Here is a 13,123-nt window from a genome sequence, read left to right as displayed (position 1 = left end):
ACGCTGTCACAGGGCCGGTTCGGCAAGGGTCCGCAGCACGTTCGGGGGGGCGGACCGAGCCCGGCTCGGCCTCAGCTCAGATCGTGCGGTTCGGTCCGCAACGGCACCCCGGGATCGGCCGCGGAGTCCTGGGGAACCGAGTCCCCGGAGGCGTCCGCCCCCGGCGGCGTGATCATCGGACGCGACGGCGCGGTGACGAACGTCGAGGGGAGCGAGGGCGCGTTCTCGCGGCCCGCGTTGGCGATGACCACGGCGATGTACGGCAGGACAAGCCCGAGGACCAGAGCGACGATCGCGACGTGGCGTTCGACGTTCCACAGGGTGGCCGCCAGAATCACGGACACCGTACGGACGGACATGGAGATGACGTAGCGGCGCTGCCGGCCGCGGATGTCGTCGTCCAGTCCCTGCCTGGCTCCGGTGATCCGGAAGACCTGGACGTTGCTGTGCTTCCTGATCACGCTCCACCACCCGCCTGCGTCGGACGCTCCCCGGTCCGTACCCGGTACGAACCCGTCGAGGAAGTGGGCCCGGACTCCTTCCACGGTACGCCGCGCCTGCGCCGCCTTCGAGACCGGGGCAGGTCCCGGCCGGGTGGACACGGTGCGTCGTAGCGCGTATGGCTCCGCCCGACATGCGCCGTATGGCGGACGGCAAGAAACTGACGGTACTGCTCACAGAGAGCGGCACTAGGAGGCAGACATGGGCTGGTTGTGGGCGATCATCGTCGGGTTCGTGCTGGGCCTGATCGCCAAGGCGATCATTCCCGGCAAGCAGCACAGCCCCCTCTGGCTGACCACCATCTTCGGCATCCTCGGAGCGATCGTCGGCAACGCGATCGCCCGGGGCATCGGCATCGCCGAGACCAGGGGCATCGACTGGGGCCGGCACGCGCTGCAGCTGGCCGCCGCGATCGTCCTCGTGTTCCTCGGCGACATGCTCTACATGGCCGTACGGGGCGACAAGGCGAAGGCCTGAGACCGGCGGCCGGGACACGACCTGAGACCGCGGCCGACTGCCCGGCCGCCCGACTGTTCCGGGACACGGCGCGAAGTAGCGCGGTACGGCGAAGGGGGCGGCTCCCGTCGGGGAGCCGCCCCCCTTCCCGTGTGCGGTGCGGGCCTCAGACGCCCGTGACCTCGACCGCGGCCAGGCTCTTCTTGCCCCGGCGCAGCACCAGCCAGCGTCCGTGCAGCAGGTCCTCCTTGGCGGGGACCGCGTCATCGGCGGCGACCTTCACGTTGTTCACGTACGCCCCGCCCTCCTTGACCGTGCGGCGCGCGGCGGACTTGCTGGCCACCAGGCCGACCTCCGCGAAGAGGTCCACGACGAGACCCGCCTCGGCGACCTGGATGTGCGGCACCTCGGACAGGGCCGCGCTGAGCGTCCGCTCGTCGAGCCCGGTCAGCTCGCCCTGCCCGAAGAGGGCCTTGGACGCCGCGATCACGGCGGCCGTCTGGTCGGCGCCGTGCACCAGCGTCGTCAGCTCCTCGGCCAGCGCGCGCTGGGCGGCACGGGCCTGGGGACGCTCCTCGGTCTGCTTCTCCAGCTCCTCGAGTTCCTCGGGCGACCTGAACGACAGGATCCGCAGGTACGTCGAGACGTCCCGGTCGTCCACGTTCAGCCAGAACTGGTAGAAGGCGTACGGCGTCGTCATCTCGGGGTCGAGCCAGATGGCGCCGCCCTCGGTCTTGCCGAACTTGGTGCCGTCCGCCTTGGTCATCAGCGGCGTCGCCAGCGCGTGCACGTGGGCCCCGGGCTCCAGGCGGTGGATCAGGTCCAGGCCCGCGGTGAGGTTGCCCCACTGGTCGCTGCCGCCCTGCTGCAACGTACAGCCGTAGCGTCGGTACAGCTCCAGGAAGTCCATGCCCTGCAGCAGCTGGTAGCTGAACTCCGTGTAGCTGATGCCCTCCTCGGACTCCAGGCGACGGGCCACCGAGTCCTTCGTCAGCATCTTGTTGACGCGGAAGTGCTTGCCGATGTCCCGCAGGAACTCGATGGCCGACAGACCGGCCGTCCAGTCGAGGTTGTTCACCATGACCGCGGCGTTCTCGCCCTCGAAGGACAGGAACGGCTCGATCTGCGAGCGCAGGCGCGTCACCCAGTTCGCGACCGTCTCCGGGTCGTTCAGTGTGCGCTCGGCCGTCGGGCGCGGGTCACCGATCTGGCCCGTCGCCCCGCCGACCAGGGCGAGCGGGCGCAGCCCCGCCTGCTGGAGGCGACGCATGGTGAGCACCTGCACCAGGTGACCTACGTGCAGGCTGGCCGCGGTCGGGTCGAAGCCGCAATAGAACGTGACGGGACCGTCCGCGAGCGCCTTGCGCAATGCATCTTCGTCAGTGGACAGGGAGAACAGTCCCCGCCACTTCAGCTCGTCGACGATGTCCGTCACGGTTCTCGTATCTCCTTGGGTGGTCTCGTGAATCAGGTACGAGGTTATACGCCCTGGCTGACAGAGCTCATATTGAAGTCCGGCACCCGCAGGGCGGGCATCGCAGCCCTGGTGAACCAGTCGCTCCATTCCCGGGGCAGCGTCTTTTCCGTCCGCCCCGCCTCCACGGCCCGTCCCAGCAGGCCCACGGGCGACTCGTTGAACCGGAAGTTGTTCACCTCGCCCACGACCTGGCCGTTCTCGACGAGGTAGACGCCGTCCCGGGTGAGCCCGGTCAGCAGCAGCGTCGCCGGATCGACCTCACGGATGTACCAGAGGCAGGTCAGCAGCAGACCCCGCTCGGTGGCGGCGACCATCTCCTCCAGCGAGCGGTCCTCGCCGCCGTCGAGAACGAGGTTCCCGATCGACGGCGTCACCGGCAGCCCGGTCAGGTCGGCACTGTGCCGGGTGGTGGACAGATGCCGCAGCTCGCCCTCGCGGATCCAGTCGGTGGCCTTCAGCGGCAACCCGTTGTCGAACACGGAGGCGTCGTCGCCGGAGGAGTGCGTGAGCACGAAGGGAGCGCACTCGAGGCCCGGCTCGTTCGGGTCGCTGCGGAGCGTCAGCGGCAGCTCCGAGAGCCGCTCGCCGATCCGGGTGCCGCCCCCGGGCTTGCTGAAGACCGTCCGGCCCTCCGCCGCGTCCCGGGCGGCGGCCGACCACAGCTGGTAGATCAGCAGGTCCGCCACGGCCGTCGGCGGCAGCAGCGTCTCGTAGCGCCCGGCGGGCAGGTCGATGCGCCGCTGCGCCCAGCCCAGCCGTACGGCCAGTTCCGCGTCCATCGCCGCCGGGTCGACGTCCTTGAAGTCCCGCGTCGAGCGTCCGGCCCAGGCCGAGCGCGTACGGTCCGGGGACTTGGCGTTGAGTTCCAGCGTGCCGTTCGGCTGGTCGTGCCGCAGCCGCAGTCCCGTCGACGTCCCGAGGTAGCTGGAGACGAGCTCGTGATTGGCGAAGCCGTACAGCTCGCGGCCGCCCGCACGCGCGCGTGCGAACGATTCGCCGAGCGCCGGCGCGAAGTCGGCGAAGACGCTGGAGGAGGTCTCCGCGGGCGCGTCCGTGAAGTCGGGGGACTCCGGCACGCCTGTGACCAGTGGCCGGCCGTCCTCGGCGGGACCGGCGCCCCGTGCCGCGGCCTCGGCCGCCCGCACCAGCGGCTCCAGCTCGTCGGCGGTCACGGCCGAGCGCGAGACCACACCGGACGCGGTGCCCTCGCGGCCGTCGACGGTGGCGATCACGGTGAGCGTGCGGCCGCGGGTGACCCCGTTCGTGGTGAGCGCGTTGCCCGCCCAGCGCAGGTTGGCGGTGGACTCCTCGTCGGCGATCACCACACAGCCGTCGGCGCGGGACAGTTCGAGGGCGCGCTCGACGACCTCGTGGGGCTTGCTCGTACGGGCGCTCATCGACCGGCCTCCTGCATGGTGTTGAGACTGTGCTTTCCCGGGGGCCGACCCCCGGACCCCCGGCCGACTCCGCGGTGAGCGCTCATCGACCGGCCTCCTGCGTGGTGTTGAGGATGTTGACACCCTTGAAGAGGGCGGACGGACAGCCGTGCGACACCGCGGCGACCTGGCCCGGCTGGGCCTTGCCGCAGTTGAAGGCGCCGCCGAGGACATACGTCTGCGGGCCGCCCACCGCGGCCATCGAACCCCAGAAGTCGGTGGTCGTCGCCTGGTACGCGACATCGCGCAGCTGACCCGTGATCCGGCCGTTCTCGATCTTGAAGAAACGCTGACCGGTGAACTGGAAGTTGTAGCGCTGCATGTCGATGGACCAGGACCGGTCGCCGACGACGTAGATGCCGCGGTCGACGCCCCCGATCAGGTCCTCGGTGGCCAGCCCGCCGGGGTCCGGCTGGAGGGACACGTTGGCCATGCGCTGCACGGGCACATGCCCGGGGGAGTCGGCGTACGCGCATCCGTTGGAACGGTCGAAGCCGGTCAGCTTCGCGATCCGCCGGTCCAGCTGGTAGCCGACGAGCGTGCCGTCCTTCACCAGGTCCCAGGACTGGCCCGCGACGCCCTCGTCGTCGTACCCGACGGTCGCCAGGCCGTGCTCGGCGGTCCGGTCGCCGGTCACGTTCATCAGCTCGGAGCCGTACCTGAGCTTGCCGAGCTGGTCGAAGGTGGCGAAGGACGTCCCGGCGTACGCGGCCTCGTAGCCGAGCGCGCGGTCCAGCTCGGTGGCGTGCCCGATGGACTCGTGGATGGTCAGCCACAGGTTGGACGGGTCGACGACGAGGTCGTACACCCCCGCCTCGACGCTCGGCGCCCGCATCTTCTCCGCGAGCAGCCCGGGAATCCGTTCCAGCTCGGAGTCCCAGTCCCAGCCGGTGCCCCGCAGGTACTCCCAGCCGCGCCCGACGGGCGGCGCGATCGTCCGCATCGAGTCGAACTCGCCGCTGGACTCGTCGACGGCGACCGCGGTGAGCTGCGGATGCAGCCGCACCCGCTGCTGCGTGGTCACGGTCCCGGCGGTGTCGGCGTAGAACTTGTTCTCGTGCACGGTCAGCAGCGACGCGTCGACATGGCTGACACCGTCGGCCGCCAGCAGCCGCCCGCTCCAGTCCGCGAGCAGCCCCGCCTTCTCCTCGTCCGGCACGGAGAAGGGATCGATCTCGTACGACGAGACCCACGTCTTCTCGGCGTGCACCGGCTCCCCGGCCAGCTCCACCCGCTCGTCGGAACCGGCCGCCTTGATGACCTGGGCCGACAGCTTCGCCATCGCCACGGCCTGTGAGGCGACCTTCGCGGCCGCGTCCATCGTCAGGTCCACGCCCGACGCGAACCCCCAGGTGCCGCCGTGCACGACCCGTACCGCGTACCCCAGGTCGGTGGTGTCCGACGACCCGGCCGGCTTGGCGTCGCGCAGCCGCAAGGACGCGCTGCGCACCCGCTCGAACCGGAAGTCCGCGTGGTCGGCGCCCAGCGCCCGCGCCCGCGCGAGCGCGGCGTCGGCGAGTGCGCGCAGCGGTAGCGCCGTGAAGGCTTCGTCGATGGAATGAGGCACCGAGGTCTCCCTGCTGTCGTGGCCCGTCGGGTCCGATCATGTCGCGCGGGCGGGCCCGGCGGCCACGCCTTTGCCGTCACCGGGCGCGTCTTTCGGCCTAACCGCCTCGGCTTTCTGTAGGGATCCGACAGCAGGCACACGAACCCACTGTCGGTGCCCGATTCTCTGAGAGGCCGAGCGGACCGATAGGTTTTCGAGGAAGGCGCCTGTATTGCAGGGGTTTCAGTCCGCTATCGAAAGGGTGATCCGTTGAGCCGCTCGGTTCTCGTCACCGGAGGCAACCGGGGCATCGGCCTCGCCATCGCCCGCGCGTTCGCCGACGCAGGCGACAAGGTCGCGATCACGTACCGGTCCGGTGAGCCGCCGGCCGGCTTCCTGGCGGTCAAGTGCGACATCACCGACACCGAGCAGGTGGAGCAGGCCTACAAGGAGATCGAGGCCGAGCACGGCCCGGTCGAGGTCCTGGTCGCCAACGCGGGCGTCACCAAGGACCAGCTGCTGATGCGCATGTCCGAGGAGGACTTCACCTCGGTCATCGACACGAACCTCACCGGCACCTTCCGCGTCGTCAAGCGAGCCAACCGCGGCATGCTGCGGGCCAAGAAGGGCCGCGTCGTCCTCATCTCGTCGGTCGTCGGGCTGCTCGGCTCCGCGGGGCAGGCGAACTACGCCGCGTCCAAGGCCGCCCTTGTCGGCTTCGCGCGGTCGCTCGCCCGGGAACTCGGCTCGCGCAACATCACCTTCAACGTCGTCGCGCCCGGCTTCGTCGACACCGACATGACGCAGACGCTCACCGACGAGCAGCGCGCGAACATCGTGTCTCAGGTGCCGCTGGGCCGCTACGCGCAGCCCGAGGAGATCGCCGCGACGGTGCGGTTCCTCGCCTCGGACGACGCCTCGTACATCACTGGAGCCGTCATCCCGGTTGACGGCGGACTGGGAATGGGTCACTGATCACCATGAGCGGAATTCTCGAGGGCAAGCGCGTCCTCATCACCGGTGTGCTGATGGAGTCCTCCATCGCCTTCCACACCGCCAAGCTGGCCCAGGAGCAGGGCGCCGAGATCATCCTGACCGCGTTCCCGCGGCCCACGCTGACCGAGCGCATCGCCAGGAAGCTCCCGAAGCCCACGAAGGTCATCGAGCTCGACGTCACCAACGACGAGCACCTCGGCCGTCTCGCCGATGTCGTCGGCGAGGAGCTGGGCAGCCTCGACGGCGTCGTGCACTCCATCGGCTTCGCGCCGCAGGACGCCCTCGGCGGCAACTTCCTCAACACGCCGTTCGAGTCGGTCGCCACGGCCATGCACGTCTCGGCGTTCTCCCTGAAGTCGCTGACCATGGCCTGCCTGCCGCTGATGCAGAACGGCGGCTCCGTCGTCGGCCTCACCTTCGACGCGCAGTACGCCTGGCCGCAGTACGACTGGATGGGTCCGGCCAAGGCCGCCCTGGAGGCCACCAACCGCTACCTCGCCCGTGACCTGGGCAAGCAGAACGTGCGCTCCAACCTCATCTCGGCGGGCCCGATCGGCTCCATGGCCGCCAAGTCCATCCCGGGCTTCAGCGAGCTCGCCGCCGTTTGGGACTCGCGCGCGCCCCTGGAGTGGGACCTCAAGGACCCCGAGCCGGCCGGCCGCGGTGTCGTCGCGCTGCTGAGTGACTGGTTCCCGAAGACCACGGGCGAGATCATCCACGTGGACGGCGGTCTGCACGCCATCGGCGCGTAAACGCTTACGCACGGCATCGACGCCCCGTTTCCCGCAGCGCGCGGGGAGCGGGGCGTCGCCCGTTCGGCCCATTCAGCCGGGCGGCCCCGACCCCGTGGCCCGCAGGCTGGGAGAACGCACCGCCCCGCAGCCGTACGGCCGAGGAGGTCCCCTTGTGCGCCTGTCCCGCCGTTTTGCCCCGGTGTTCGCCGCTGTCGCTCTGGTGATGGCCGTGCCGTACGACGCGATGCCCCACCCGCGCGTGGAGAGCACGAACGCGGGGTCCCGGCCCACCGCGCCCCAGCCGTTCGGCGCCGCGTGCCGGATCACGGTCACCGGCTCCCATGTCGTCGCGTACTGCCACAACCCCTATGTGGACACCGACCGCGTCCGGCTGCACGTCGAGTGCGCCCGCTGGTGGGACATCGACACCGACGGCGCCCCGGTCGACGTGGGGCCCGCGGCCACGGTGCGGCTGACCGGCCGGTGCTGGAAGGAGGTCCGCGCGGCCTGGATCACCCACGGGACCTGACGGTCAGCCGCCGGGGCTGAGGCCCTGCGCCCGCCCCTGACCGCCCGGCCGTCCCGGCCTGCACTGGAACGGATAGCTCGCGGCCTCCGTGGCCGCGGCCTCCGCGTCGCCCGTGCGGATCGCGTCGACCAGCCGGGCGTGGTCCATGTACGTCTCCGGCGTCAGTTCCTTGCCGACGTCCTCGCGCAGCCAGTCGCGCAGCACCTCGCCCAGATCCGCGTACATCGCCGTCATGACGTCGTTGCGGGACGCGGCCACCACCGCCATGTGGAAGGTCGCGTCGGCGGCCACGAAGGCCTCCGCGTCACCCGACTCCCAAGCCTCCTCCCGGCGTACGAGGAGCGCGTCCAGCTGCTTGAGATCGCGCTCGGTGCGCCGCTCGGCGGCCAGCCTCGCGGCACTCGACTCCAGGGTGGAACGCAGTTCGGCGATGTGCCGCGGGTCGGCGTCCGCGAACCGGCGGTGCATCACGCCCGCCAGCTCGCTGGTCGCCACGACGTAGGTGCCGGAACCCTGCCGGATGTCCAGCAGCCCGTTGTGGGCGAGCGCCCGGACGGCCTCGCGCACCGTGTTGCGGGCGACGCCGAGCTGGTCGACGAGCTCCGGCTCGGTGGGGATACGGGAGCCCACCGGCCACTCGCCCGAGGTGATCTGGTTCCGCAGCTCGGAGATGACCTGCTCGGACAGGGCCGAACGGCGGGGATGGCTCAGCGGCATGACGGTCCTTCGTACGGGCCCGAGTGTGGTCGTTCGCGCGGGGCTACAGGATCCGGAGATTAACGCAGCGGGATTGGACAGCCAATCATCCCATGATTCTATGATGGGGAGCATGGCCCCCGAGGAGACCCGGACGACGATGACGTCCTCAGCGATACATCGCTCCACCGAGAGCACGACACCCGGAACGCCCGCCACGCGCGCGTGGACGACGCGGCTCATGGTCGTCGGCATCGTCCTCACCGCGCTCAACCTGCGCCCGGCCATCACCAGCCTCGGCGCCCTCCTCGAGGAGGTGCGCGACGGGCTCGGCATGAGCGGCGGCGTCGCCGGACTGCTCACCTCCGTACCGCCCCTGTGCTTCGCCGTCTTCGGCGTGACGGCACCGCGGCTCGCCCGCCGCTTCGGGCCCGCCGTCGTCGTCTGCGCGGGCATGGTCGCCATCACGACGGGCCTGGCCCTGCGGCCGTACATCGGGGGCACGGCCGGCTTCCTGGCCGCCAGCGCGCTCGCGCTCATGGGCATCGCCGTCAGCAACGTCCTGATGCCGGTCATCGTCAAGCGCTGGTTCCCCGACCGGGTCGGGTCCATGACGGGCCTGTACTCGATGGCCCTCGCGCTCGGCACCTCGGCCGCGGCCGCGGTGACCGTCCCCATGACCGGCGCCCTGGGAGGCGCCTGGCAGTCCGGGCTCGTGGTCTGGGCCGGACTCGCGGCGGCGGCCGTCCTCCCGTGGATTCCGCTCGTACGCGCGCGGGGCGCCGTGTCCCGCCCCGATGACCCTGCGCCCGCCGGGGCCGACACCTCCCGGCACGAGCCCGACGGACTGCGCATCACCCGCAGCCCTACGGCCTGGGCGCTCGCCGTCTTCTTCGGCCTCCAGGCCACCGCCGCCTACATCACGATGGGCTGGATGGCACAGATCTTCCGCGACGCGGGCGTCGCCGCCGGCACCGCCGGACTGCTCCTCGCCGTCACCATGGTGATGGGCGTGCCGCTGGCCTTCGTCATCCCGCGCCTCGCCACCCGCCTGCCCCACCAGGGCCCCATCGTGGTCGCCCTCGGCGTCTGCGGGCTCGCCGGCTACGCGGGCCTCTATCTGGCACCGGCGGCGGGTGCCTGGGCCTGGGCCCTGCTGCTCGGCGTCTCCAACTGTGCCTTTCCGCTGGCCCTCACCATGGTCGGCATGCGGGCCCGGACCGGCGCGGGTGTCGTCAAGCTGTCGGCGTTCGCCCAGAGCACCGGCTATCTGCTCTCGATCCCGGGCCCCCTGCTCGTGGGTGTGCTCTACCAGCACAGCGGCGGCTGGGGCCTGCCGCTCGCGATGATGGCGGCGCTGATGATCCCGCAGATCGGCGTCGGCATCCTGGCGGGCCGCGACCGCACGGTGGAGGACGAGGCGGCGGGCTGACCGCCACCCGGCCGGCCCGGCAACCGGGCCCCGGCGGCGGCCCGGCGCACCCGGGGTGCGAGACTTGCGGCATGCCTGTGCTCGACCCGAACCCCCAGAACAGCCAGAAGAAGCTGCTGATCGTGCTCGGCGCGATGCTGGCCATCACGGTGATCATCGGCATCATCGCGTCCATCGCGTCGCCGTGACCGGCGAAGCCCCGCGGCCGTCGGCGCCGCACTGACCGCCGCGGCATCCGTGCCGTGAGCCCCGCCCGCCCCTCCAGGACACGCCGTCCCCGACGGCGACCCGCCTTCGGGCCCGGAGGTAGGGCTAACCCCCCGTCCCCTAGGGGGTGAGTGTCAGGGTCAAGTGGGTGGATCACCGGATGGGTTGAGGACCGCGGAGTCCGTAGTTTCGAGTTGGGGACGCGAGAGGCGGCCCCGGGACCATTCGAAGACTCGCGGAGGCGGCATGTCGGCCCATACGCACACCCGGCCCCACCCGGCGACCACGGGCCGCGTGGACATCCGACTGCGCTGGTGGGCCCTCGCCCTGCCCGTGCTCGCCTTCGTCACCCTGCTGCTCATGATCCTCAACCCGGCGGACGCGCACGCCGCGGGCAGCGACCCGGCGATCACGCATCTGTTCGAACGCATCCAGCAAGCGGTGCTGGACAACACCCCGTGAGCCGCGCCGCCCCCGCGCCCCGTCGCACCCCCGGGCGCCCCTGAGCCCCACCACTCGGCCCGCCGGCCACGTCACCGGCTCACCACGGCAACCCGTGCCACCACGGCAGACCTCACCGGCACAGCCGTACGACCCCCGAATCGTCCTCCGCCCCCTCCCCGCCGCCGAACCGCGCCCTCCCACAAAGACGGGCGCCGCCCCGCCCCCCGGGTAGACCGCTTCACCCCTGAAGGGGTACGGCATCACCCCTGACGGGGCAGGGCGTCACCCCCGTCGGGGGAGCGCATCAACTCCCTGCGCCCCATGGCATGTTTCGTGCGAAGCTGGGACGCATGAGCGTCGCAGAACCCCGCAGGATTGTCCTCTTCCGGCATGCGAAAGCCGACTGGCCGCAGATGTCCGACCATGAGCGGCCGCTCGCCGACCGGGGCCGCATGGACGCCGCCGTCGCCGGACGCAGGCTGGCCGACACCGGCATCCCCTTCGACCTGGCCCTCTGCTCCACCGCGATCCGGACCCGCGAGACGTGGAAGCACGCCGTCCAGGAGCTCCCGCACCGGCCGAAAACGGTCTATGAGGAGCGGCTCTACGAAGCCTCGCCCGGCGAGCTGATCGCCGTGCTGAACGAAACCCCGGACGACGCGACGAACGTGATCCTCATCGGTCACAACCCGGGCGTACACGGCCTCGCCGACATCCTCGCGGGCCGGGCCGAGGGCGACACCCGCGCCCGGATGAACGCCCATGGCTTCCACACCGCCGCTTTCGCGGTGCTCTCCTTCGACGGCCCCTGGAAATCCCTGGAGCCCGGATCGGCCGCCCTGACCGACTACTGGGCGCCGACGGAGTGAACCCACCCCTACGTCGACGGGGGCCCGGCACCACCACGGTGCCGGGCCCCGTCCGTCGTAGGACGTCACTCAGTGGGTGTTGTCGTCCTCGTGCATGTCGGCGGCCTCGACCTCTTCACGGGTGACGCCCAGCAGATACAGGACCGTGTCGAGGAACGGGAAGTTCACCGCGGTGTGCGCGGCCTGGCGCACCACCGGCTTGGCGTTGAACGCGACCCCGAGGCCGGCGGCGTTGAGCATGTCGAGATCGTTGGCACCGTCGCCGATCGCCACGGTCTGGGCCAGCGGCACCCCGGCCTCGGCGGCGAACCGGCGCAGCAGCCGCGCCTTGCCCGCCCGGTCCACGATCTCCCCGGTGACCCGGCCGGTCAGCTTCCCGTCGACGATCTCCAGCGTGTTGGCCTGGGCGAAGTCGAGCCCGAGCCGCTCCTTCAGATCGTCGGTCACCTGCGTGAACCCGCCGGAGACGACGCCGACTTGGAAGCCGAGCCGCTTCAGCGTACGAATCAGGGTGCGTGCGCCCGGCGTGAGCCGCACTTCCTCACGCACCTTCTGCACCACCGACGCGTCCAGCCCTTCGAGGAGCGCGACACGAGCGTGCAGGGACTGCTCGAAGTCCAGCTCACCCCGCATCGCGGCCGCGGTGACCCCGGCGACCTCGTCCTCGCATCCGGCGTGCGCGGCGAAGAGCTCGATCACCTCGTCCTGGATGAGTGTGGAGTCCACATCCATCACGACAAGGCGCTGGGCCCGTCGGTGCAGGCCCGCGGCCACCACGGCGATGTCCACGCCGAGTGCCGCGGCCTCGGTCACCAGCGCGGTGCGCAGTGCCTCGGTCTCCGTTCCGGACACGGCGAACTCGACCGCCGTCACCGGGTACTTGGCCAGCCGGAAGATGCGGTCGATGTTGCCGCCGGTCTTCGTGATCCGCGCGGCGATGGCGGCCGTCGACTCCGCGGTGAGGGGGTGCCCGAGCACCGTGACCAGCGAACGTCCGGATCCGCGCGGACGGTTGTCGCCGAGGCCGGAGATGATCTCCGCCTGCATCTTCATCGATTCCGCCCAACTGTGGACGGTGGCCCGCAGATCGCCTTCGAGGCCGGCGGGCGGCTCGGTCACGAGCGCGCACAGCACGATCCGGCCGCGGGTGACGACCTGCTCGATGTCGACGACGTCGACGGACCAGGCGGCGAGGGTGTCGAAGAGTCCGGCCGTGATGCCCGGCCGGTCCTTGCCGAAGATCTTGACGAGAAGGGTGGGCACATCAGAGGTCTGCGAAGCGCTCATGGTGCTCCCACCGTATCCGGCACCCAGTGCCGCCCGCCCGCCCGGTCCGCCTAGCGGACACGGAACACTGGGTGACACCCAACCGGCCCACCGGTGAAAACTTGCCGCTCCCCCTCACGAGGCACGTCACCAACCCACAACCACCCCCGCCCCGACTCCCGGGCCCCGAACCATCGAACCCTGGGTCTCCCGACCCCCTGGCCCCCTGGCCCCCTGGCCCCCCGGACCCCCCGAACCACCGGACCCTGGGTCTCCCGGACCCCACAACCGTCTTTCGCCCCCTCCGCCCCTACCCGTCCCGTTCCTGGGGCTCCGCCCCAGCCCCCGCTCCTCAAACGCCGGAGGGGCTGGATCTTGCCCCCGCAGCCGAAAGCGCACGGAAGGGGTGCCCCGACCGCGATGTACCCACAGCCGGGATCGCACGGGAGGGGCCGTGCCGGTACATCCCTGATGTCCGTCGCTTACGTCCGGATCGAGCAGCGGTTCCCTCCTGGACCCACGTCTGATCCAGCG

The 13,123-nt window shown here is 71.0% G+C and carries 14 protein-coding genes; 8 read left to right on the top strand and 6 right to left on the bottom strand.

Going from position 1 to position 13,123, the window contains the following annotated elements; genetic code table 11:
• Window positions 1-71: 71 nt before the first annotated feature.
• Window positions 72-458 carry a DUF3099 domain-containing protein gene (locus tag ACWD68_RS29890; protein WP_451809617.1) on the bottom strand — a complete coding sequence of 129 codons (387 nt, stop codon included), beginning with the start codon at window positions 456-458 and terminating at the stop codon, window positions 72-74.
• Window positions 459-702: 244 nt separating this feature from the next.
• Here ACWD68_RS29890 and ACWD68_RS29885 point away from each other — a divergent pair, with 244 nt between their 5' ends.
• Complete coding sequence (locus tag ACWD68_RS29885) at window positions 703-978, top strand: GlsB/YeaQ/YmgE family stress response membrane protein (RefSeq protein WP_266757179.1); 276 nt, start codon at window positions 703-705, stop codon at window positions 976-978.
• 145 nt (window positions 979-1,123) lie between these two features.
• Here ACWD68_RS29885 and tyrS read toward each other — a convergent pair whose 3' ends face one another.
• The 3 genes from tyrS to ACWD68_RS29870 all read right to left on the bottom strand — a co-directional run bounded on the left by tyrS (window position 1,124) and on the right by ACWD68_RS29870 (window position 5,437).
• Complete coding sequence (gene tyrS / locus ACWD68_RS29880; protein ID WP_451809570.1) at window positions 1,124-2,392, bottom strand: tyrosine--tRNA ligase; 1,269 nt, start codon at window positions 2,390-2,392, stop codon at window positions 1,124-1,126.
• 44 nt (window positions 2,393-2,436) lie between these two features.
• A complete protein-coding gene (locus ACWD68_RS29875) occupies window positions 2,437-3,831 on the bottom strand; it encodes a metallopeptidase TldD-related protein (RefSeq protein WP_451809569.1) in 1,395 nt (464 codons plus the stop codon).
• 82 nt (window positions 3,832-3,913) lie between these two features.
• On the bottom strand, window positions 3,914-5,437 hold the full coding sequence (locus ACWD68_RS29870) for a TldD/PmbA family protein (protein WP_451809568.1): 1,524 nt from the start codon (window positions 5,435-5,437) through the stop codon (window positions 3,914-3,916).
• Window positions 5,438-5,686: 249 nt separating this feature from the next.
• Between ACWD68_RS29870 and fabG the strand changes: the two genes are divergently transcribed.
• The 3 genes from fabG to ACWD68_RS29855 all read left to right on the top strand — a co-directional run bounded on the left by fabG (window position 5,687) and on the right by ACWD68_RS29855 (window position 7,675).
• A complete protein-coding gene (gene fabG / locus ACWD68_RS29865) occupies window positions 5,687-6,391 on the top strand; it encodes a 3-oxoacyl-[acyl-carrier-protein] reductase (RefSeq protein ID WP_451809567.1) in 705 nt (234 codons plus the stop codon).
• Between the two features lie 5 nt (window positions 6,392-6,396).
• Entirely contained in the window at window positions 6,397-7,164 is a 768-nt protein-coding gene (gene fabI, locus ACWD68_RS29860) for an enoyl-ACP reductase FabI (RefSeq protein ID WP_451809566.1), read from the top strand.
• A gap of 154 nt (window positions 7,165-7,318) precedes the next feature.
• Window positions 7,319-7,675: a hypothetical protein gene (locus ACWD68_RS29855; RefSeq protein WP_451809565.1), complete on the top strand. Its 357-nt coding sequence runs from the start codon at window positions 7,319-7,321 to the stop codon at window positions 7,673-7,675.
• Window positions 7,676-7,678: 3 nt separating this feature from the next.
• On the opposite strand, the gene ACWD68_RS29850 is transcribed toward ACWD68_RS29855, so the two are convergent.
• Entirely contained in the window at window positions 7,679-8,392 is a 714-nt protein-coding gene (locus ACWD68_RS29850) for a FadR/GntR family transcriptional regulator (protein WP_451809564.1), read from the bottom strand.
• A gap of 100 nt (window positions 8,393-8,492) precedes the next feature.
• Between ACWD68_RS29850 and ACWD68_RS29845 the strand changes: the two genes are divergently transcribed.
• The 4 genes from ACWD68_RS29845 to ACWD68_RS29830 all read left to right on the top strand — a co-directional run bounded on the left by ACWD68_RS29845 (window position 8,493) and on the right by ACWD68_RS29830 (window position 11,323).
• Window positions 8,493-9,803 carry a CynX/NimT family MFS transporter gene (locus ACWD68_RS29845; protein ID WP_451809563.1) on the top strand — a complete coding sequence of 437 codons (1,311 nt, stop codon included), beginning with the start codon at window positions 8,493-8,495 and terminating at the stop codon, window positions 9,801-9,803.
• A gap of 71 nt (window positions 9,804-9,874) precedes the next feature.
• Entirely contained in the window at window positions 9,875-9,991 is a 117-nt protein-coding gene (locus tag ACWD68_RS29840; protein ID WP_451809562.1) for an SGM_5486 family transporter-associated protein, read from the top strand.
• A gap of 265 nt (window positions 9,992-10,256) precedes the next feature.
• Entirely contained in the window at window positions 10,257-10,472 is a 216-nt protein-coding gene (locus ACWD68_RS29835) for a hypothetical protein (protein WP_451809561.1), read from the top strand.
• A 332-nt stretch (window positions 10,473-10,804) separates the two neighbouring features.
• Window positions 10,805-11,323, top strand: coding sequence for a SixA phosphatase family protein (locus tag ACWD68_RS29830; protein ID WP_451809560.1), 519 nt, complete (start codon window positions 10,805-10,807; stop codon window positions 11,321-11,323).
• Between the two features lie 69 nt (window positions 11,324-11,392).
• Here the strand turns inward: ACWD68_RS29830 and serB are convergent, their stop codons facing one another.
• Complete coding sequence (serB, locus tag ACWD68_RS29825) at window positions 11,393-12,610, bottom strand: phosphoserine phosphatase SerB (protein WP_451809559.1); 1,218 nt, start codon at window positions 12,608-12,610, stop codon at window positions 11,393-11,395.
• Window positions 12,611-13,123: the final 513 nt, after the last annotated feature.

It is taken from the genome of Streptomyces sp. NPDC005141, assembly GCF_053599975.1.
This window is presented reverse-complemented; position numbering and strand designations above follow the sequence as displayed.

Bases quoted from the DNA above. Each gene is read 5' to 3' on its own strand.
- ACWD68_RS29845 (WP_451809563.1), top strand. From the start codon at position 8,493: ATGATGGGGAGCATGGCCCCCGAGGAGACCCGGACGACGATGACGTCC.
- ACWD68_RS29875 (WP_451809569.1), bottom strand. From the start codon at position 3,831: ATGAGCGCCCGTACGAGCAAGCCCCACGAGGTCGTCGAGCGCGCCCTC.
- ACWD68_RS29850 (WP_451809564.1), bottom strand. From the start codon at position 8,392: ATGCCGCTGAGCCATCCCCGCCGTTCGGCCCTGTCCGAGCAGGTCATC.
- ACWD68_RS29830 (WP_451809560.1), top strand. From the start codon at position 10,805: ATGAGCGTCGCAGAACCCCGCAGGATTGTCCTCTTCCGGCATGCGAAA.
- fabI (WP_451809566.1), top strand. From the start codon at position 6,397: ATGAGCGGAATTCTCGAGGGCAAGCGCGTCCTCATCACCGGTGTGCTG.
- ACWD68_RS29835 (WP_451809561.1), top strand. From the start codon at position 10,257: ATGTCGGCCCATACGCACACCCGGCCCCACCCGGCGACCACGGGCCGC.
- ACWD68_RS29885 (WP_266757179.1), top strand. From the start codon at position 703: ATGGGCTGGTTGTGGGCGATCATCGTCGGGTTCGTGCTGGGCCTGATC.
- serB (WP_451809559.1), bottom strand. From the start codon at position 12,610: ATGAGCGCTTCGCAGACCTCTGATGTGCCCACCCTTCTCGTCAAGATC.
- ACWD68_RS29840 (WP_451809562.1), top strand. From the start codon at position 9,875: ATGCCTGTGCTCGACCCGAACCCCCAGAACAGCCAGAAGAAGCTGCTG.